Origin of the sequence: Streptomyces sp. NPDC058964, from assembly GCF_042741275.1 — a bacterium.
Classification (GTDB): Bacteria; Actinomycetota; Actinomycetes; order Streptomycetales; family Streptomycetaceae; genus Streptomyces.
This window is the reverse complement of record NZ_JBHYKH010000115.1, coordinates 1,137-20,368: the sequence shown is the minus strand read 5'-3', so window position 1 is coordinate 20,368 and position 19,232 is coordinate 1,137. Positions and strand designations below refer to the sequence as shown.

The following is a 19,232-nucleotide window of genomic DNA, read 5'->3' as shown; positions in this document are numbered from 1 at the left end:
CCTCCCGACTGTCCGCCCCCCCCCCCCCCCCGCGCGGGGGGGGGGCGGGGGGGGGGCCGCCCCCCCCCCCCCCCCGGGCGGGGCCCCCCCCGCGGCGCCCGGCCCCCCACGCCGGGGCGGAACTACTTGGTGAGCCCGGGGTACAGCGGGTGCTTGTCGGCCAGGGCCTCGACCCGTGCCTTCAGGGACTCCGCGTCGTAGGACGGCTTCAGCGCCTCGGCGATCACGTCGGCGACCTCGGCGAAGTCCTCGGCCGTGAAGCCGCGGGTGGCGAGGGCGGGCGTGCCGATCCGCAGGCCCGACGTCACCATCGGCGGGCGCGGGTCGTTCGGGACCGCGTTGCGGTTGACCGTGATGCCGACCTCGTGCAGGCGGTCCTCGGCCTGCTGGCCGTCCAGCTCGGACTCGCGCAGGTCGACCAGGATCAGGTGCACGTCGGTGCCGCCGGTCAGGACGTTCACCCCGGCCTCCCGGGCGTCGGCCGCGGTGAGCCGCTCGGCGAGGATCCGCGCGCCCTCGACCGTACGGCGCTGGCGCTCCTTGAAGTCCTCCGAGGCGGCGACCTTGAAGGAGACCGCCTTGGCCGCGATCACGTGCTCCAGGGGACCGCCCTGGAAGCCCGGGAACACGGAGGAGTTGAGCTTCTTCGCGAAGTCCTGGCGGGCCAGGATGATGCCGCCGCGCGGGCCGCCCAGCGTCTTGTGCGTGGTGGAGGTGACGACGTCCGCGAACGGGACCGGGTTCGGGTGCAGCCCCGCGGCGACCAGGCCCGCGAAGTGGGCCATGTCGACCCACAGGTACGCCTCGACCTCGTCGGCGATCCGGCGGAACTCGGCGAAGTCCAGCTGCCGCGGGTAGGCCGACCAGCCCGCGATGATCACCTTGGGGCGGTGCTCCTTGGCGAGCCGCTCCACTTCGGCCATGTCGACCAGGCCCGAGTCGTCCACGTGGTAGGCGACCACGTCGAACTGCTTGCCGGAGAAGTTGAGCCGCATCCCGTGGGTCAGGTGGCCGCCGTGGGCCAGGTCCAGACCGAGGATGGTGTCGCCGGGCTTGGCCAGCGCGAAGAGCGCGGCCTGGTTGGCGGAGGCGCCGGAGTGCGGCTGCACGTTGGCGTACTCCGCGCCGAAGAGCTCCTTGACCCGGTCGATCGCGATCTGCTCGGCGACGTCGACGTGCTCGCAGCCGCCGTAGTAGCGGCGGCCCGGGTAGCCCTCGGCGTACTTGTTGGTGAGGACCGAGCCCTGGGCCTCCATGACCGCGACCGGGGCGAAGTTCTCCGAGGCGATCATCTCGAGGGTGGACTGCTGGCGGAGCAGCTCGGCGTCGACCGCGGCGGCCACGTCCGGGTCGAGCTCGTGCAGGGGGGTGTTCAGGACGGACATGCGTCTACGACTCCTCAGCCGGCGGTGTGGGCGGCGTACTCGTCGGCGGAGAGCAGGTCGGCCGGCTCGTCCGTGACGCGTACCTTGAACAGCCAGCCGCCCTCGAAGGGGGCGGAGTTCACCAGCGAGGGGTCGCTGACGACGTCCTCGTTGACCTCGGTGATCTCACCCGTGACCGGCGAGTACAGGTCGGAGACCGACTTCGTCGACTCCAGCTCGCCGCAGGACTCGCCCGCGGTCACCGTGGAGCCGACCTCGGGGAGCTGGGCGTAGACGACATCGCCGAGCGCGTTGGCCGCGAACTCGGTGATGCCGACCGTCGAGACGCCGTCCTCGGCGACCGACAGCCACTCGTGCTCCTTGCTGTAGCGCAGCTGCTGGGGGTTGCTCATGGCCTGAATTCTCCTGTACGCGGGGTTGTGCTGATGACGGGGGGAGTGCTGAAACCGCAGGTGAGCAGGGGTGATGTGCCTGGCATCACAAGCGGGCGGGACGAGTCCGGCGATCAGTCTCTACTTCTGGCGCTTGTAGAAGGGCAGCGCCACGACCTCGTACGGCTCGTGGCTGCCGCGGATGTCCACGCCGACGCCCGCCGTCCCGGCCGCCGAGTGCGCCGCGTCGACGTAGGCGATGGCGATGGGCTTGCCCAGCGTGGGGGAGGGGGCACCCGAGGTGACCTCGCCGACGACCTCGCCGCCGGCGACGACCGCGTACCCCGCGCGCGGGATCCGACGCCCCTCGGCGACCAGGCCGACCAGGACCCGCGGGGGGTTCTGCTCGGCGCGGGCGGCGGCCTCGGCGAGCGCCTCGCGCCCCACGAAGTCGCCGTCCTTCTCGAACTTCACCACGCGGCCGAGCCCGGCGTCGAACGGCGTCAGCGAGGTGGTCAGCTCGTGCCCGTACAGCGGCATGCCCGCCTCCAGGCGGAGCGTGTCCCGGCAGGAGAGGCCGCAGGGGACCAGGCCGACGCCCTCGCCGGCCTTGGTCAGCGCCTGCCACAGCTCGACGGCGTGCTCCGGTTTCACGAACAGCTCGAAGCCGTCCTCGCCGGTGTAGCCGGTGCGGGCGATCAGCGCCGGGACACCGGCGACGGTGCCGGGCAGGCCCGCGTAGTACTTCAGGCCGTCCAGGTCGGCGTCCGTGAGGGACTTCAGGATGCCGGGGGACTCGGGGCCCTGGACCGCGATCAGGGCGTAGGCGTCGCGGTCGTCGCGGACCTCGGCGTCGAAGCCGGACGAACGTTCCACCAGTGCGTCCAGGACCACCTGGGCGTTGGAGGCGTTGGCCACGACCATGTACTCGGTCTCCGCCAGCCGGTAGACGATCAGGTCGTCCAGGATGCCGCCGTCGGCCTGGCAGATCATGGTGTAGCGGGCACGGCCCACACCGACGGAGGCGATGTTGCCGACGAGCGCGAAGTTCAGGAACTTCGCCGCCTCCGCGCCGGTCACGGTGATCTCACCCATGTGGGAGAGGTCGAAGAGCCCGGCCTTCGTGCGCACGGCGAGGTGCTCGTCGCGCTCGGAGCCGTAGCGCAGCGGCATGTCCCAGCCGGCGAAGTCGGTCATGGTCGCACCGAGCGAGCGATGCAGGGCATCGAGCGCGGTGTGACGGAGTTCGGTACTGCTCATCGGTCGGTCGTCTCCCAAGGCGATGGGGGTCCCCCCGCGCGAGCGCAGCCGAACGCGGGGGAGGGCGAGGTCGTTCCTCCCCATCTGTCATCGGAACCTGAGAGGTTCGCCATGACCACCCCTACGGGGACGACCACGGCTTGCACCTTGGGTGGAGCCGCTGTGGCAGCGGCCCGCTTTTCAGATGTGCCTCGCCCGCGCGGTAACGGGGCCTGAGAGATTCAAGGGAGGGACTTGCTCCTTCGGCGCCCCGGCGCGGCCGGGGACTCTCCCGCGCGGATTCAAACGGCCGGTATGCAGTTGGCGGGCACATCATTGCATGCCTCGCCCCGACCGTGGCAGGGCCGCATCTGTAACCGGGCTGTGGCAGTACGCGCATGAAAACGCGAGACACCGGGCATTACCTTCTCTTTACGCTCGACGGGCAGGGGATCTCCGAGCCCAAGGGGAGGACGATCACGGTGAACAGGACCACGGCCTACGCCGCCACCACGGGCGTCGCACTGCCGAAGCAGCCCGCCGCCCCGGCCCGCGAGCGGTGCGGCCGGCGCCCGGCGCCGGTCGTCCGTGATCTGCGCGACCGGGCCGGCCACAGCCCGCACGGCCTGCTCTTCGGTCCCCGCGACCTCGTGGTGATCACCGGCCTGCCGGGCAGCGGCAAGTCCACCCTGATGCACCGCGCCGTCCCGGGCGTCCGCATCGACTCCCAGGACACCCGCGACAGTTGGGACGCCCGCATGCCCCGCTTCCTGCCGTACGCGGTCTACCGGCCCCTGGTCCGGCTCGCCCACTTCGCCGGACTGCGCCGCGCCCTGCGCTCCGGTGAGGGGGTCGTCGTGCACGACTGCGGCACACAGCGCTGGGTGCGCGACTGGCTGGCCCGCGAGGCCCGCCGCCGCGGCGGCGCACTGCACCTGCTGCTGCTCGACGTCACCCCGGGCACCGCGCTGGAGGGCCAGCGCGAGCGCGGCCGAGGTGTCTCGCGGTACGCCTTCCTGCGCCACCGCAGGGCCGCCGCCCGCCTCCTGCGCACGGTGGAACGGGGCAACCTGCCCCGGGGCTGCGACTCGGCGGTGCTGCTGGACCGCGACGCGGCGGACGTGCTGGGCCGGATCGGCTTCACGGGGTGAGGGCGCGGCGCGGGCACCCGCTAGCCTTTCCAGCCATACCAGTGGTTCCCAGCAGGCGGTAGGCAGATGGACTTCCCGGCGGACATTCCCGCGGACTTCCCGGCACAGGCGCACCCCCACCCGCACGGCGGGTGGCCCGGCAACGAGCTCGAGGAGGTGCTGTCCGCGTCCCTCGGCGTGCCCTCGGCCGGCGGCCGGATCGTCGAGGTCCTGGGACGCAGCTTCCTGTGGATCCCGCTGCCCGGCGGCGGCGGCCCGCACAGCGGCCCCCTCGACCTGCCCACGATGGAGATCGGGGGCCAGGTGTACGTCCCGGTGTTCAGCTCCGAGGAGCAGTACCGCCAAGTCGTCGGCTCCCACCTTTCGTACACCATCGCCCCCGCCGTGGAGTTCGCCCGCGGTCTGCCCCCGCAGGTCGGCCTCGCCATCAACCCCGACGGCGTGGTCGGCATCCCGCTCCCGCCGGAGGCGGTGGCCGAGCTGTGCCGCGCGGGCAGCACGCCGCTCGACGGACCCGCGAGCGGCGGCCGCGTCCGCCTCTTCGAGCCCGACTGGCAGGACGACCCGGTCGACTTCCTCGCCGCGGCCTCCGCGGAGTTCGCCACGACGGGCGTGGTCCGCACGGCCCGCCGCTGCCTGGCCGCGATCGAGACGGCCGACCCGGTGATGTTCGTCGGCGTCGAGCTGTCCCAGTGGGAGGGCGACCTGCGGGCGCTTCCCCTGGAGGCACTGGGCAGGGCCCTGGGGAAGGTCCCGGTGCGGTGGCCGGTCAACCTGGTCCTCCTGGACGTGGCGGAGGACCCGGTCGGCCACTGGATGAGGGAGAACGTCCGGCCCTTCTATCAGTACGGCCACTGAGAGCGCACCCCTTACGGGCGAGGCGAACCGCGCGACAGACCGCGACGGACCCACGCCCGCCGACGGACAACGAGTCCCGGGCTCTCGGGCGCTTAAGCTGTCCCCGAACGCGGGGCACTCTTCGAAGGGGCGGTACGACAGGTGAGCGCGAGCCGCAGCGGCAGCGTCGAGCACATGCTGCGCCAGGTCACGCCCGGGCGTTACGACGCCTACGAGGCGTTGCTGCGCGCACTCGCGACCCCGTCCTCCGGCCAGGTGTGGATGCTCCTCTGGCACGGCCAGGCCGGCTCCCCCGACGCCCAGTACGGGAACATGGAGGTGGACGGGTACGGCTACGCCCCCTGTGTCACCTCCGCCCAGGAGTTGTCGGCCAGCGGCTGGAACAGGTCGTACGAGGTGGTCGACGGCCTCGATGTGGCGCGCACGCTCTATCCCGATCACTACGGCCTCTGGCTCAACCCGCACGCCCAAGGCGGTGGCGTGGGCATCCCCTGGCTGGACCTGCGCCGCATCGCCACCGGCCTGGACCGCCAGCCCGCGGGCCCGCTGCGGGTGGCCGAACCCGGCATCGAGATCCCGCAGTTCTACGCCCTCCTCACGCAGAACGCGCACCGCACGCCGGCGGTCCGCTCGCTGCGCCGGGCGTGGGTGCAGCCGGCCCTGGGGGCGCCGTACCTGGCCATCGGCCTGGATGTGTACGACACCTCCCCGCCCGCGGTCGACTCGGTGCGGGCGATGATGCAGCAGTCCATCGGCGCGGTTCCGGACGGGCTCCCGGTGTCGACGGTGGCGATGACCGACGACTACGACCCGGTCGTCATGTGGATGCGGGCCGGTGCCCGCCCGTTCTACGACCGCGAGGCCCACGCCGCCCAGCCCCCGGCCCCCGCGGCCGGTTACGGCTTCCCTCCGGCCCGCGGCGGCTACTGACCGGGGCATGATCCGTCCCGCTCGCAACGGTTTTCGGGTTGCGCACAGCTTTCGCAGGTTCCACACACTTCTTCGCGCGTAGATCACCGGTGGCCACGCCGGAGTGTCCGGAATTACCCTTCTGTACCAACTGCCCGCCGTCCGAGGGTCATTACCCACTGTTCGGATAACGGAATCCTCCGGACTGCATCACGGTTGCGCATACTTTCACCGTCAGATCTGGCGGGTGATCGTGACCACGCTGAAGACTCGCGACTCAGACACCGGGTCGTCGATCCGGTGATCGATGGGCAAGTCGACAAAGCCGCAATCCGCGGCAGGCGCAGGCCGGTCACCACCGGCGAGAGGGGTCGGGTCACATTGACCGCACCGATCGAGACCACCGGGGCGGCATCCGAGGCACAGCCGGAAGCTGTGCTCGAGGGTGCCGGTAAGGGGCAGATCGAGGGTCGTTCCCTTGGACAGATCGCCTGGACCCGCTTCAAGAAGGACAGGGTTGCCGTCGCCGGTGGCGTCATCGTCATCCTGCTGATCGCCGTCGCGATCCTTTCCCGGCCCATCCAGGCGCTGTTCGGTCTCGACCCCAACGCGTTCCACCAGGAGCTGATCAACGCCGACACCTCGCTGCCCAAGGGCGGCTGGGGCGGCATGAGCCTGGACCACCCGCTGGGCGTGGACCCGAAGTTCGGCCGTGACATCGCCACCCGCGTCCTGGAGGGCTCCTGGGTGTCCCTGGTGGTCGCCTTCGGCGCCACGGTCCTGTCGAACGTGATCGGCGCGATCCTGGGCGTCGTCGCGGGCTACTACGGCGGCCGGGTCGACTCGGTGATCAGCCGGCTGATGGACACCTTCCTGGCCTTCCCGCTGCTGCTCTTCGCGATCGCCATCTCCGCCACCCTCCAGGGCGGCGCGTTCGGCCTCAACGGACTGCCGCTGCACCTGAGCGTGCTGATCTTCGTCATCGGCTTCTTCAACTGGCCCTATCTGGGCCGGATCGTGCGCGGCCAGACCCTCGCCCTGCGTGAGCGCGAGTTCGTCGACGCCTCCCGCGGCATGGGCGCCCGTGGCCCGTACATCCTGTTCCGGGAACTGATGCCCAACCTGGTCGGCCCGATCATCGTCTACTCGACGCTGCTCATCCCGACCAACATCCTCTTCGAGGCGTCCCTGAGCTTCCTGGGCGTCGGTATCCAGCCCCCGCAGGCCTCCTGGGGCGGCATGCTCCGGGAAGCGGTCACGTACTACGAGGTCGACCCTCAGTACATGATCGTTCCTGGCCTCGCCATCTTCGTGACCGTTCTCGCGTTCAACCTGCTCGGCGACGGTCTCCGCGATGCTCTCGACCCGCGCAGCCGCTAACGCCTGTCGCCACCGAGAGCCCAACAAGTTTCCGACAATGGAGGGGAACCCGCCCATCATGCGAAGGTCAGCGCTGGCCGCATTTGCGGCCATCGGAAGTGCGAGTCTGCTGGTCGCAGGCTGCAGCAAGGCCGATGACAACAAGGACGACAACGGCACCAAGTCCGCCGGGGCCAACGCCGCGACCAAGGACGTCGTCAACGCCTCCACGAAGAAGGGCGGCACGCTCACCTACGAGCTGTCGGACGTCCCGGACTCCTTCGACCCCGGCAACACGTACTACGCGTACATGTACAACTTCAGCCGGCTGTACGCCCGCCCGCTGATGACGTTCCAGCCCGGCGCCGGCGAGAAGGGCAACACCCTCGTCCCGGACCTCGCCGCGAGCAAGGGCGTCCCGAGCGACGGCGGCAAGACCTGGACGTACAAGCTGCGTTCGGGCCTGAAGTACCAGGACGGCACGGCGATCACGTCCAAGGACGTCAAGTACGCCGTCGAGCGCTCCAACTTCGCGCGTGACGTGCTCTCCCTCGGCCCGAACTACTTCCAGCAGTTCCTGGTCGGCGGCGACAAGTACAAGGGTCCCTACAAGGACAAGAGCGCCAAGGGCCTCAAGTCCATCGAGACCCCGGACGACACCACCGTCGTCTTCCACCTGAAGCAGGCCTTCCAGGAGTTCGACTACCTGGTCGCGGCCCCGCAGACGGCTCCGGTGCCCCAGTCCAAGGACAAGGGCGTCGACTACGTCAAGAACATCGTGTCCTCGGGCTCGTACAAGTTCCAGAGCTACTCCGAGGGCAAGCAGGCCGTCCTCGTGCGCAACGAGAACTGGGACCCGAAGACGGACCCGCTGCGCAAGCAGCTCCCGGACAAGATCGTCGTCAACCTGAAGGTCAACGCCGAGACGATCGACAAGGACGTCCTGGCCGGCGACGCGATCGACCTCGGTGGTACGGGTGTCCAGGCCGCGACCCAGGCCCAGGTGCTCACCGACTCCGCCAAGAAGGCCAACACGGACAACACCTACGGTGGCCGTCTGGTCTACATGGCGATCAACACCAAGGTGAAGCCGTTCGACAAGGTCGAGTGCCGCAAGGCCGTGCAGTACGCGATCGACAAGGTCTCGGTGCAGACCGCCGAGGGCGGCCCGATCCGCGGTGACATCGCCTCCACGGTCCTGCCTCCGGACATCCCGGGCTACGAGAAGTCGGACGTCTACGCGTCCGCCGGCAACAAGGGCGACGCGGCCAAGGCCAAGGAGCAGCTGAAGGCCTGCGGCAAGTCGTCGATCAGCACCAACATCTCGGCCCGCTCCGACCGTCCGCAGGAGAGAGACGCCGCCACGGCGATCATCAACTCGCTGAAGAAGGTCGGCATCAACGCCACCCTGAAGCAGTACCCGTCGGGCAAGTACTTCACCGACTACGCGGGTGTCCCGAAGTTCACCGAGAAGCAGAACATCGGCCTGATCATGATGCAGTGGGGCGCCGACTGGCCGTCCGGCTACGGCTTCCTGCAGCAGATCCTGAACGGCAGCGCGATCGGTTCCTCGGGTAACACCAACCTGTCGCAGTACGACAACAAGGACGTCAACTCCCTTCTGGAGAAGGCGATCGCGACCCAGGACGACACTGCGCGCAACGGTCTCTACACCCAGATCGACAAGAAGACCATGGACGACGCCGTCCTCGTCCCGCTGACCTACTTCAAGGTCCTGCTGGCCCGCCCGCAGAACGCCACGAACCTGGTTTCCACGGCGGCCTTCAGCGGTCAGTACGACTACCTCAACATCGGCACCACGAAGTAGCAGCCCCGGAAGGCAGGTGAAGGCATTGGTGCCCGCGGGCTTCGCGGCCCGCGGGCACCAGCGCCGGTCCCCGTGATCTCGTACATCCTCCGTCGGACGTTCGCGGCAGTGATCCTGCTGCTGGTCGTCTCCGCGGTCACCTTCGCCATCTTCTTCCTGCTGCCACGGATGGCCGGCCAGACCGCCGACCAGTTGGCGCAGCAGTACATCGGCAAGAGCCCGTCGAAGGCCGACATCCTCGCGGTCAAGCACAACCTCGGTCTGGACCAGCCCCTGTACGTCCAGTACTGGCACTTCATCAAGGGGATCGTGGCCGGCGCCTCCTACGACCTGGGCCCCACCACGGTGCACTGCAACGCGCCGTGCTTCGGCTACTCGTTCAAGACCCACGAGGCGGTCTGGCCGCAGCTCACCTCGCGCCTTCCGGTCACCATCTCGCTGGCGGCGGGTGCCGCCGTCCTGTGGCTGCTCTCGGGCGTCACGGTCGGTGTCATCTCCGCGCTGAAGCCGCGTTCGTTCTTCGACCGCGCCTTCATGGGTGTCGCGCTCGCCGGTGTCTCGCTCCCCATGTTCTTCACGGGTAACCTGGCGATCCTGCTCTTCACCTACCAGTGGCCGATCTTCGGCCGCACCTACGTCCCGTTCACCGAGAACCCCGCGCAGTGGGCCAACACCCTCTTCCCGGCTTGGTGTTCACTCGCGCTCCTGTACTCCGCCATCTACGCGCGGCTCACCCGCTCGGGCATGCTGGAGACGATGAACGAGGACTTCATCCGCACGGCCCGCGCCAAGGGCCTGCGGGAGCGCAAGGTCGTGGTCCGGCACGGACTGCGCGCCGCGCTCACCCCGATCATCACCGTCTTCGGCATGGACCTCGGTCTGCTGCTCGGCGGTGCGCTCATCACCGAGACCGTGTTCTCCCTGCACGGTGTCGGCCAGTACGCGGTACAGGCCATCGATGACAACGACCTGCCCCCCATCCTCGGCGTGACCCTGCTCGCCGCCTTCTTCGTCGTAATCGCAAATCTTCTGGTGGACCTCGTGTACGCCGCCGCAGACCCGCGGGTGAGGCTCTCGTGACCGAACTCTCCAAGACCGGTGCCGCCGTGGGCGAGCCGACGAGCTCCCCGGCGAACGCGCCCGAGGCCTTCCTCGAGGTCCGTGACCTCAAGGTGCACTTCCCGACCGACGACGGCCTGGTCAAGTCCGTCGACGGGCTCAGCTTCAAGCTGGAGAAGGGCAAGACCCTCAGCATCGTCGGCGAGTCGGGCTCCGGTAAGTCCGTCAGCTCGCTGGCCATCATGGGTCTGCACCGGCTCGGCGCACGCGGCAAGAACGTGCAGATGTCCGGCGAGATCTGGCTGGACGGCAAGGAACTGGTGGGCGCCCACCCGGACGAGGTGCGCAAGCTCCGCGGCCGTGAGATGGCGATGATCTTCCAGGACCCGCTGTCCGCGATGCACCCGTACTACAAGATCGGCGACCAGATCGTCGAGGCGTACCGGGTCCACCACGACGTCAGCAAGAAGGTCGCCCGCACGCGTGCCATCGAGATGCTCGACCGCGTCGGCATCCCCGAGCCGGCCAAGCGTGTCGACGGCTACCCGCACGAGTTCTCGGGCGGTATGCGCCAGCGCGCCATGATCGCCATGGCTCTGGTGAACAACCCCGAGCTGCTCATCGCGGACGAGCCCACCACCGCTCTCGACGTGACCGTCCAGGCGCAGATCCTCGACCTGATCCGCGACCTGCAGAAGGAGTTCGGCTCCGCGGTCATCCTCATCACGCACGACCTCGGCGTGGTCGCCGAGATCGCCGACGACGTCCTCGTGATGTACGGCGGCCGGTGCGTGGAGCGCGGCCCGGTGGACGAGATCTTCGAGAAGCCGCAGCACCCGTACACCTGGGGCCTGCTCGGCTCGATGCCCCGCATCGACCGCGAGACCTCCGACCGGCTCATCCCGGTCAAGGGCCAGCCGCCGAGCCTCATCAACGTCCCCTCGGGCTGCGCCTTCCACCCGCGCTGCCCGTACGCGGACATCCCCAAGGGGAACGTCACCCGCACGGTGCGCCCCGAGCTGGAGCAGGTGAGCACCGCGCACTGGTCCGCCTGCCACCTCTCGGCGGAGGACCGCACGCGGATCTGGACCGAAGAGATTGCGCCGAAGCTGTGAGTGAGACGAAGAAGACGGACGGCGTCGCCGAGGCCGTGATCCCGCAGCAGGCGTCGGCTCCCGAGGACCGCGAGGTGCTGCTCAAGGTCGAGGGGCTGACGAAGCACTTCCCGATCAAGAAGGGCATCCTGCAGCGCCAGACGGGCGCCGTGAAGGCGGTCGACGGCATCGACTTCGAGGTGCGCAAGGGCGAGACCCTGGGCGTCGTCGGCGAGTCGGGCTGTGGCAAGTCGACCATGGGCCGGGTCATCACCCGTCTCCAGGACCCGACGGGCGGCTCGATCCACTTCGAGGGGCAGGACATCACGCGGCTGGGTACCGCGAAGATGCGTCCGCTGCGCCGCGACATCCAGATGATCTTCCAGGACCCGTACGGCTCCCTGAACCCCCGGCACACCATCGGCTCGATCGTCTCGGCGCCGTTCCGGCTCCAGGGCGTGGAGCCCGAGGGCGGGGTGAAGAAGGAGGTCCAGCGGCTGCTGTCGCTGGTCGGTCTGAGCCCCGAGCACTACAACCGCTACCCGCACGAGTTCTCCGGCGGTCAGCGTCAGCGCATCGGCATCGCCCGTGCGCTGGCCCTGAAGCCGAAGCTGGTCGTGGCGGACGAGCCGGTCTCCGCGCTGGACGTGTCGATCCAGGCGCAGGTGGTCAACCTCATGGACGACCTCCAGGAGGAGCTGGGCCTCACCTATGTGATCATCGCCCACGACCTCTCCGTCGTCCGGCACGTCTCGGACCGCATCGCGGTGATGTACCTCGGCAAGATCGTCGAGCTCGCCGACCGCACCTCGCTGTACGAGGCGCCGATGCACCCGTACACCAAGGCCCTGATGTCGGCGGTGCCGGTTCCGGACCCGTCCCGGCGGGGTGCCAAGAGCGAGCGCATCCTGCTCCGCGGCGACGTCCCGTCCCCGATCGCGCCTCCCTCCGGCTGCCGTTTCCACACGCGCTGCTGGAAGGCGACGGAGATCTGCAAGACGACCGAGCCGCAGCTCGTGGAGCTGAAGCCCGGTCAGCGGGTCGCCTGCCACCACCCGGAGAACTTCGCAGACCAGGCGCCCCAGGACACGGTCCTCCTGTCCGCCGCCAAGGAGGCGTCGGAGCTCGTGCCGGACGCGGTCCTGGAGGAGTCGGCGGAGACGTCGGCGGAGGTCGCGGCCGAGTCGGCGGAGACGGAAGCGGAAGCCGGCGCAGAGGCTGCGGCCGAGGTGTCCGACGAGGCGGACGAGCCCGCCGGTTCCGACGAGGCTCCTGAGGCCGGCGACGCCGACGAGGCTCCCGCCTCCGAAGCGTCCGCCGAGGCTTCCGAGACCGGCGAGACCAACTCGCAGGAGTCGACCGACAAGTAGCCGACGAGCGTCTGGCAAAGGCATGTACATGCCCTAACGGGAGAGTGCAGAGTCGTCCGTGTCCGTCCACCGACCGGCACGCGTTCGAAGGGACGACTCATGGCACTCTCCCGTTCGGCACGCTCAGGGGCCGTTGCTACCGCGGCGGCCTCCGTACTGGCTCTCGGAGCCTCCGCCGTCCCCACCCCGGCTCGCCCGGCGTCGGCGACCCGTACTTCCCGCAGCTCGGCAACGGCGGCTTCGACGCCCGCCATTACGACCTGGACCTCGCCTACGCGCCCGACACCGGCCGCCTGGACGGCCGTACGACCCTCACCGCCCGCCCCACCCGGAACCTCTCCTCCTTCGGCCTGGACCTCCAGAAACTTCAGATCACGAGCGTCGAGGTCGACGGCAGGCCGGCCCGCTTCACCCGGGACGGCGACGAGGTCACCGTCACCCCGCGCGGACCCGGGGCCTCCCCCTGAGTGGTGGACACGCTGATACTGGATCTGCTTGATCCGGAGGAAGCGAGAAGACTGCCGATGGCGATGAAGGACTACTCGGACGAGTTCAAGGCCGATGCCGTGGCCCTGTACGAGTCCACGCCCGGGGCGACATACAAGAGCATCGCCGCCGACCTGGGCATCAACCGGGCCACCCTGCGTGAGTGGGTGCTGTGGGACCGCGAACGTCGTGGTGTCACCGCCGCGGCTGCAAAGCCGGCCGTGCAACCGGGGTGGCCGTGGCCGCCACCGCTCCGGCGGCCCCCCGCCGCTCAGCGCGCAGAATCGCCAAGGCGGACAGCCAGAGCAGGAAGCAACTCGACCGCTCCGAGCGCCAGGACCAGGCCGACGTGCGCCAAGCACGACCACGCCACTCAACTGCCCACCGCTCAAGGCCATATGGCCGCCAGCGCAGGCACGACCAGGCGCGTGATGCCGACAAGACCCGTGGCGCGGCGCCCGTTTCGTCGTGGTCTGCAGGCCGGTCGCGCCATCGCCGAGTGGGCGGCGGGGGCGGAGCAGCGGCGTCTGCGGGCTAATGATCAAAAGCGTGGCAGCGTGGCTGAGGCCGGTGGGGGTTTGCCGGAACACACGTAACGGATGCTCGTTCGGCGCCCCCGCCGTCGTGGCTGACTTTCTGTGGCCCAGGTCAGGACCCTTTCAAGTCGACATCGAAAGGCCGGTGTTGAGGCAGCGCTCGAATACGAGCACGCCAACGGCCCCGGTACGATCGGCACCGGGGTCCTGAACAGGGACTCTTCACCGGACCACCCCGGTAGCCGCCAGGCGAGGGGTGGTCCGGTCATCACTCTGAGGTTGTTTCAGCCTTCACGGCGACTACTGCTGGCCGTCGGGCGCGTGTCTACCCGGATTTGTATTCGTGGACCAGCCGTCTCGGCACGCGATGGTGATCCAGCAGTCCGTACAGCGAGCTGAGGCAGATGCCGTACCTCGTGCGGATCACCTCCACCGGTTCCCCGTCTCGGTAATCTGCGACGATCTCCGATTCCCACCCGACCCAGGCTGACTTACGCCTTCCCATCACACGCCGCCGTCCCATAGCCAACCGAAGGCTGCACATCCTTCACGGTGTCCAGAAGCCCGGAGTTCTCCAGGAGGAACCGCAGGGTGTAGCCCAGGCTCTTCACGTGCCATGTGGCCGATTGCAATCCAGTGCCCAGCCCCCGACCCACCTCATGCGGGATGATGTCCAGCCTGGGGCGCTTCTGGTACCACTCCACCGAGCCATGCCAAAGACCGTCAACCTGCTTTGTTACCAGCGGTGTTAGCGCCTCGATGTGCCGTACCAAGTCCTCGTGCAACGCGCACAGATCCTCGTACGGGGGCAACTCCGAGCGCTCCGTCAGGGCTTTGGCGATCGTCTTCTTGATCTTGTCCGTGTCCACCGGTCGGTCTTCCTCCCTGGGCTTGTGTGGCGGGAACGGGGAGACCGTAGAGGCGAAAAGAGGGGCGGACCCGGAAGAAAATTCCGGATCCGCCCCTCAAGGTTTTCGGTGGGCTACCCGAGGGCGCCGAGGCTCAAGGCGAGTTCGCGAACGTCACGGCGACGACTTCGCTCGTGCAGCCGCCGTGCCAGGTCACGGGCGAACTCGTGCGCCCGCATCTGCTCGGGGGCGGTCTTGAAGGCGCGCTTCAGGTGGTCTGCGGCGTCATCGGTTCGACCAGCTTCTCCGTACGCCCGAGCGACGTCAAGACGCGCCCGCGCCCGCCGCTCCACCGGCAGGTTCCGACCAGGCCGTACCCGCGGAGCTATGTCGACAGCCAGCTGTATGTCTTCGAACTCAAGGGCCAGCGCCAGGCGGTGAATCTCGACGTTCGTAGGGCCGAACGAGGTCCACATCTCGTTGGCGTCAGCCCTGAGCCGGTCTGCAGCTTGCTGCGCCTCCCCGATCATGTTGTCGGCGGTATGCCGGTCGCGCAGTCGTGCCGCCGCGACGGCGCCGTTGAGGAAGAGCGTGCCGTAGAGCGACAGTGCTGTCGGCGAACTCTCCCACCAGCCGTTAGGCAGGCCGCCCGCAGCGTCGCGCGTGACACTCACAGCTTCCGACGCCATCCCGGCCCCGAGCTGGACATGAGCGACGCACCGCCGCAGCGCCAGCGAGACGGCCGGATCCCCGGTCTCACTCGCGGCGACATCGCCTTGATGGCAGCCGTCCAGGCCAGGTTGGTCTCACCCAGCTTGCGGAGGAATGCTGCGGTGACATGGCAGGTCAGGGCGAAGAGCTTGAGAGCCCGGATCCGCTCCGGCCCAGCGGAATGCTCGTACGTGGCCAGACGCGTCTGCCAGGAGCGCAGGAAGACGCTTGGCGAGCCTGGCGTACTCGGAGGACTGATACAGGTCCCAGGCATCGTCAACCTCCATGCTGAGCCGCTCCAGGTGCAGCGGCTCCCGCGCGTCATACAGGGTGCCGGCGAGCCGTCGCGACTGCATTATGGTGGCGCGGATGGCGGGAACACTGCCCTCGTGGTTGTTGTGATCGTCCAGAAGCGCCGGAGCCTCTTGGAGCTCTTCGACGTGTACCCGAAGGGCATCCGCCAGGTCAGCCAGCATCTTGACGTTGTTCACCGGGATACGATCGGACTCGACCCGGTACACCCAGTCTTCAGAGCGGTTCAGCAACTCACCGAGCTGCCACTGATGGAGGCCCCGACGCTCCCGGTAGAACCGCACACGCTTGCCGAACGGGAGATGGTTAGCCATGCCGCGCACTGTGTGACCCCCTCACTCTGTGAGGCCGAGTGTCACACGAGCCACGACTTCCGTGGAGTGGAATGGCCGACTCAAGCGGATAGGACCATGGTCAGTAGGCTCGTGCCATGGACGAGAACGAGCACGAGCGGCGGATGGCGCGACCGCGCATGGCAGCAGGCGCCCTGTTCTTCGATGAGCACGGCCGCGTCCTTCTGGTCCGCCCCTCGTACAAGCCGATGTGGAGATCCCAGGCGGATACGTCGAGACCAGCGAATCCCCGTTGGTCGTGTGTCGACGTGAGGTCGAAGAGGAGCTGGGCATCACACCGGCCATCCGTCCCTTGCTCGTGATCGATTGGGCGCCGGCCTCTGCCGAGGGCGACAAGGTCCTGTACGTCTTCGACGGCGGCGAACTCAGCACGGACGCCGCAGCGTTGATCAAGCTTGCCGCTGACGAGTTGCTGGCCGCTGAATTCCATCCCGCCGGAGACCTTGATCAGCTCCTGATCGCTCGACTTGCCCGCCGTGTGAAACGTGCCATTGCTGCGCGGGGCAAGGGCCAGACCGTGTACCTCGAACACGGTGAGCTTCCTGCCGTGTAGTCCAGTCCATCCCAACGTGCTGCCCGAACCGCCGACAGCTACGTACGTCACCGGTATCGATCTGATCACGGACGCCTGGTCGAGGTCACGAACCCAAGTTCACCGGCCCAGGCGTGCTCGAAGCATGCCCGTCAGAGTTTTGACCTCTTCGATACGCATAACTTTTGCCATTGCTACGAATACCCCCAATAGGGCGACTGTACCCACGGTAAGAGCCAAAAATGAATCTACCGCAGAGCTACCCAGTGAATTCAGAATTACGAAGCTCGTCGCACCTGATATCCCTGCGGCAGGGACGCAAGCCACGAAGAGCCGCGTGTATGTACGTGAAACTCTAGAGCCGTCAAGGTCTCCTCCAAGGCGTTGGCGAAGACGTCGCCAAGCGGCCCCCACCCCCACAGCATAGGCAAGACCGTAACCGGCAGCCATACCGACAACAGCCCAACGTGCGGGCAAGAGCCAGAAACTCAGTCCGGCCATGACGGCATTCACGACCGCTACAATTACGGTGTTATAGAAGGGCGTGCGAGTGTCCTCGTAGGCATAGAAACCACGCAGCACTACATACTGGGCTGAGAATGGGATGAGACCCAGTCCAAACGCCATGAGCATGTATCCGATGTTTTCGGCGCCAGGGCCAGAACTGGCATACAGCAGAGTGGAAAGCGGCATGCCGATAGAGAGAAATGCAAAGGCGCAGGGAACAATGGCAACGGCAGAGGTCCGAAGCCCGTAGGAGATGTCATCGCGAACGGCGCTGCTGTCGTTATCGTGGGCCGCTCGAGAGATCCTGGGAAGAATGGCTGTCATCACGGAGACGGTGATGATGGCCTGCGGCATTTGCCAAAGTAGTAGCGCATAATTGTAAGCTGTAATGCCGGTGCCTTCGTGGTGCTGACTTTCCGCGATGGCCCCTGCCTTGGTGGCAAGCTGTGTGACCACAATCATGCCCAGCTGATTAGCCAAAACGAACAGAAACGTCCATCTGGCCAGGCCGGCGGCCTTCCCCAAACCGTGCCCGCGCCAGTCGAAACGAAGCCTGATGCGGAACCCAGTTTCCCTCAGGTAAGGAACCATCGAGAGCGCCTGAACCGCTAGGCCGAGCAACGTGCCAATCCCTAGAAGTCGCACACCCTGGGAAGATATATTGTGAGCGGTCACCCCGGACGTGGATACACCTCCGAAGGCCCAGATGAACGCGCCGAAAGTAGTAATTACAATGACGTTGTTGAGGACCGGCGTCCACATCATCGCGCCGAAGCGGCCGCGGGCATTTAGGATCTGTCCCATGACAACGTGAACACCCATGAAAAAGATAGTGGGCAAGCAATACCGCGCGAAGGCAACCGTGATAGCCATCCGTCGGGGGTCGGATGCAATATCTGGCGAGAGGGTATGAACAAGGTAGGGAGCCCCGAGAACGCATAGGACCGTGATCGCGCCCAAGAGCACGATCACGAGAGTCATCAGTCGATTCGCGTATGCCTCGCCCCCATCGTCATCGTCCTTCATCGCCCGCACCAATTGCGGGATAAAAACTGCGTTGAGAGCCCCTCCGCCTACCAGAACATAAATCATTGTCGGCAGGACATTGGCGACCTGATAGGAATCTCCCAGAGTCCCGACCCCAATGGCCGCAGCCATGACCAAAGTTCGAACGAACCCAGTCAACCGGGAAACAATTGTCCCGGCAGCCATAAGGGCACTCGACTTCAGGAGACTCTGGGCACGCCCGGCACCGTCATTATTGGCATATGATGCACCCTCTACCCCATCCGCTTGAGATGCCGAGTTTGGTGCCGACGTAGTGCCCTTAGAGCCGCCCTGATAAGGATATTGGCCCAGTTGAATAGTGGGCTGATCCATCCATTCATCAAAATGACCGGCGCTGTCCGCGCCCCCATAGCGACCGGCATCGAATGAGCCGCCCATATTGCTCCTGACTCGGCAGCCAAGCGTTAGTCGGCCGCTCGGCCTTGACGTAGGTCATGGTCTCACCCTCGCGCCGAAGGAACGAACCCCCTGCCAAGGAGGCCAACCGGAGCGCTATGCAAGCGAGCTATCAGCGTTTAGCACCCTTCTTTAATGTATAGGCGATTCATTCATGATTCTGCCTTATGCGGGCCCCTTTATCATGAACACGTCACACCTGGAAGTTCTTTCTCGTTGCATTGTTGACGCAAAATTGATCGTTTGACTCCAGGCGTGTGATCGACATAGAAAGATCGCCTAGCTCGCTGGACTGGCCGAGCGAGCGTGAAGAGGGGGTAAGGAATGCGTCACAGGATTGCCACTTTGGCCGCAACCACTGTTATCGCTGCCGGCGGGATGCTGGGTACCGCGACGTCGGCGTCAGCGACTGTCGACCCGCCTTCGGACGGTTGGGACCACACGTGGTACACTACGGACGGCCACGGCAGGGTCCAGGTCGAGGAGTATGGCGACCTCATCGACCTCTGCGACATGAACGCCGATGGGAAGTATCCCGAGGCCGTGATTAACGCCTTTGACGGCCTTGGCGAAATTATAGACTCATTCACTCTCGACGCCAAGGGCGGAAGTGGGTCGTGCGCGGTTTCCAGCGCTTCGCAGGGAGGCGTGCACAACATCCCTGAGGGTACCACCGTCGATGTCTCGATATGGCTGATGTCGGGCAAGACTAACGAGAACGTGGGCGAGTACATCAACGACCACTAGCCTCGGTCGTGGATTTCGGGGGGGGGGGGGGGGCCGGGGGGCGGGGGGGGGTGTTTGTGGAGGGAAGAGGCGTCAGGGCAAGCGTTTAGTGGGGCGGGTCGAGGGGGGCGCGT

At 67.2% G+C, this 19,232-nt stretch carries 17 protein-coding genes, 2 pseudogenes and 1 riboswitch; of the genes and pseudogenes, 12 read left to right on the top strand and 7 right to left on the bottom strand.

Annotated elements, in window-relative coordinates; genetic code table 11:
* Positions 1-122 precede the first annotated feature (122 nt).
* The 3 genes from glyA to gcvT form a co-directional block, all read right to left on the bottom strand.
* Entirely contained in the window at positions 123-1,385 is a 1,263-nt protein-coding gene (gene glyA / locus ACFW2E_RS16850; protein ID WP_384467043.1) for a serine hydroxymethyltransferase, read from the bottom strand.
* A 14-nt stretch (positions 1,386-1,399) separates the two neighbouring features.
* Complete coding sequence (gene gcvH, locus ACFW2E_RS16845) at positions 1,400-1,777, bottom strand: glycine cleavage system protein GcvH (RefSeq protein WP_384467041.1); 378 nt, start codon at positions 1,775-1,777, stop codon at positions 1,400-1,402.
* Between the two features lie 120 nt (positions 1,778-1,897).
* Entirely contained in the window at positions 1,898-3,016 is a 1,119-nt protein-coding gene (gene gcvT, locus ACFW2E_RS16840; protein ID WP_384467039.1) for a glycine cleavage system aminomethyltransferase GcvT, read from the bottom strand.
* A 190-nt stretch (positions 3,017-3,206) separates the two neighbouring features.
* Positions 3,207-3,300: riboswitch (glycine riboswitch) on the bottom strand.
* 171 nt (positions 3,301-3,471) lie between these two features.
* Here gcvT and ACFW2E_RS16835 point away from each other — a divergent pair.
* The 10 genes and pseudogenes from ACFW2E_RS16835 to ACFW2E_RS16790 all read left to right on the top strand — a co-directional run bounded on the left by ACFW2E_RS16835 (position 3,472) and on the right by ACFW2E_RS16790 (position 13,705).
* A complete protein-coding gene (locus ACFW2E_RS16835; protein ID WP_384467049.1) occupies positions 3,472-4,146 on the top strand; it encodes an AAA family ATPase in 675 nt (224 codons plus the stop codon).
* A 66-nt stretch (positions 4,147-4,212) separates the two neighbouring features.
* On the top strand, positions 4,213-5,004 hold the full coding sequence (locus ACFW2E_RS16830; RefSeq protein WP_384467037.1) for an enhanced serine sensitivity protein SseB: 792 nt from the start codon (positions 4,213-4,215) through the stop codon (positions 5,002-5,004).
* A 174-nt stretch (positions 5,005-5,178) separates the two neighbouring features.
* Positions 5,179-5,934, top strand: coding sequence for an enhanced serine sensitivity protein SseB C-terminal domain-containing protein (locus tag ACFW2E_RS16825; protein WP_384467047.1), 756 nt, complete (start codon positions 5,179-5,181; stop codon positions 5,932-5,934).
* A 360-nt stretch (positions 5,935-6,294) separates the two neighbouring features.
* Entirely contained in the window at positions 6,295-7,293 is a 999-nt protein-coding gene (locus ACFW2E_RS16820) for an ABC transporter permease (protein ID WP_384467035.1), read from the top strand.
* A 37-nt stretch (positions 7,294-7,330) separates the two neighbouring features.
* Positions 7,331-9,100 (top strand): ABC transporter substrate-binding protein, encoded by a 1,770-nt coding sequence (locus ACFW2E_RS16815; RefSeq protein WP_384467033.1) that lies wholly within the window; start codon positions 7,331-7,333, stop codon positions 9,098-9,100.
* A gap of 72 nt (positions 9,101-9,172) precedes the next feature.
* The gene (locus ACFW2E_RS16810; RefSeq protein ID WP_384467031.1) at positions 9,173-10,180 is read left to right on the top strand and encodes an ABC transporter permease; all 1,008 of its coding nucleotides are present in this window, start codon (positions 9,173-9,175) and stop codon (positions 10,178-10,180) included.
* On the top strand, positions 10,177-11,274 hold the full coding sequence (locus tag ACFW2E_RS16805) for an ABC transporter ATP-binding protein (protein ID WP_384467029.1): 1,098 nt from the start codon (positions 10,177-10,179) through the stop codon (positions 11,272-11,274). The genes ACFW2E_RS16810 and ACFW2E_RS16805 overlap by 4 nt, the downstream gene beginning before the upstream one ends.
* Entirely contained in the window at positions 11,271-12,623 is a 1,353-nt protein-coding gene (locus tag ACFW2E_RS16800; protein WP_384467027.1) for an ABC transporter ATP-binding protein, read from the top strand. Before ACFW2E_RS16805 ends, ACFW2E_RS16800 begins: the two co-directional genes overlap by 4 nt.
* A 99-nt stretch (positions 12,624-12,722) precedes the next feature.
* Positions 12,723-13,069 (top strand): annotated as a pseudogene (locus tag ACFW2E_RS16795) (M1 family peptidase); the annotation flags it as partial.
* A 78-nt stretch (positions 13,070-13,147) separates the two neighbouring features.
* Positions 13,148-13,705 carry a transposase gene (locus tag ACFW2E_RS16790; protein WP_384467045.1) on the top strand — a complete coding sequence of 186 codons (558 nt, stop codon included), beginning with the start codon at positions 13,148-13,150 and terminating at the stop codon, positions 13,703-13,705.
* Between the two features lie 431 nt (positions 13,706-14,136).
* Here the strand turns inward: ACFW2E_RS16790 and ACFW2E_RS16785 are convergent, their stop codons facing one another.
* The 3 genes from ACFW2E_RS16785 to ACFW2E_RS16775 form a co-directional block, all read right to left on the bottom strand.
* On the bottom strand, positions 14,137-14,514 hold the full coding sequence (locus ACFW2E_RS16785; protein WP_384467025.1) for a DUF6415 family natural product biosynthesis protein: 378 nt from the start codon (positions 14,512-14,514) through the stop codon (positions 14,137-14,139).
* Positions 14,515-14,627: 113 nt separating this feature from the next.
* Complete coding sequence (locus tag ACFW2E_RS16780; RefSeq protein ID WP_384467023.1) at positions 14,628-15,167, bottom strand: hypothetical protein; 540 nt, start codon at positions 15,165-15,167, stop codon at positions 14,628-14,630.
* A 132-nt stretch (positions 15,168-15,299) separates the two neighbouring features.
* Positions 15,300-15,830, bottom strand: a complete 531-nt coding sequence (locus ACFW2E_RS16775) for a helix-turn-helix domain-containing protein (RefSeq protein WP_384467021.1) — start codon at positions 15,828-15,830, stop codon at positions 15,300-15,302.
* A 116-nt stretch (positions 15,831-15,946) separates the two neighbouring features.
* Between ACFW2E_RS16775 and ACFW2E_RS16770 the strand changes: the two are divergent.
* Positions 15,947-16,422: pseudogene (locus ACFW2E_RS16770) on the top strand (NUDIX domain-containing protein).
* A gap of 99 nt (positions 16,423-16,521) precedes the next feature.
* Here ACFW2E_RS16770 and murJ read toward each other — a convergent pair.
* Positions 16,522-18,354 carry a murein biosynthesis integral membrane protein MurJ gene (gene murJ / locus ACFW2E_RS16765; protein WP_384467019.1) on the bottom strand — a complete coding sequence of 611 codons (1,833 nt, stop codon included), beginning with the start codon at positions 18,352-18,354 and terminating at the stop codon, positions 16,522-16,524.
* A 363-nt stretch (positions 18,355-18,717) separates the two neighbouring features.
* Here murJ and ACFW2E_RS16760 point away from each other — a divergent pair, with 363 nt between their 5' ends.
* The gene (locus ACFW2E_RS16760; RefSeq protein WP_384467018.1) at positions 18,718-19,119 is read left to right on the top strand and encodes a hypothetical protein; all 402 of its coding nucleotides are present in this window, start codon (positions 18,718-18,720) and stop codon (positions 19,117-19,119) included.
* The last annotated feature ends 113 nt before the right edge of the window (positions 19,120-19,232 follow it).

Coding starts and splice junctions, on each gene's coding strand:
- gcvT (WP_384467039.1), bottom strand. CDS start 3,016: ATGAGCAGTACCGAACTCCGTCACACCGCGCTCGATGCCCTGCATCGC.
- gcvH (WP_384467041.1), bottom strand. CDS start 1,777: ATGAGCAACCCCCAGCAGCTGCGCTACAGCAAGGAGCACGAGTGGCTG.
- glyA (WP_384467043.1), bottom strand. CDS start 1,385: ATGTCCGTCCTGAACACCCCCCTGCACGAGCTCGACCCGGACGTGGCC.
- ACFW2E_RS16825 (WP_384467047.1), top strand. CDS start 5,179: ATGCTGCGCCAGGTCACGCCCGGGCGTTACGACGCCTACGAGGCGTTG.
- ACFW2E_RS16790 (WP_384467045.1), top strand. CDS start 13,148: ATGGCGATGAAGGACTACTCGGACGAGTTCAAGGCCGATGCCGTGGCC.
- ACFW2E_RS16830 (WP_384467037.1), top strand. CDS start 4,213: ATGGACTTCCCGGCGGACATTCCCGCGGACTTCCCGGCACAGGCGCAC.
- ACFW2E_RS16815 (WP_384467033.1), top strand. CDS start 7,331: ATGGAGGGGAACCCGCCCATCATGCGAAGGTCAGCGCTGGCCGCATTT.
- murJ (WP_384467019.1), bottom strand. CDS start 18,354: ATGGGCGGCTCATTCGATGCCGGTCGCTATGGGGGCGCGGACAGCGCC.
- ACFW2E_RS16775 (WP_384467021.1), bottom strand. CDS start 15,830: ATGGCTAACCATCTCCCGTTCGGCAAGCGTGTGCGGTTCTACCGGGAG.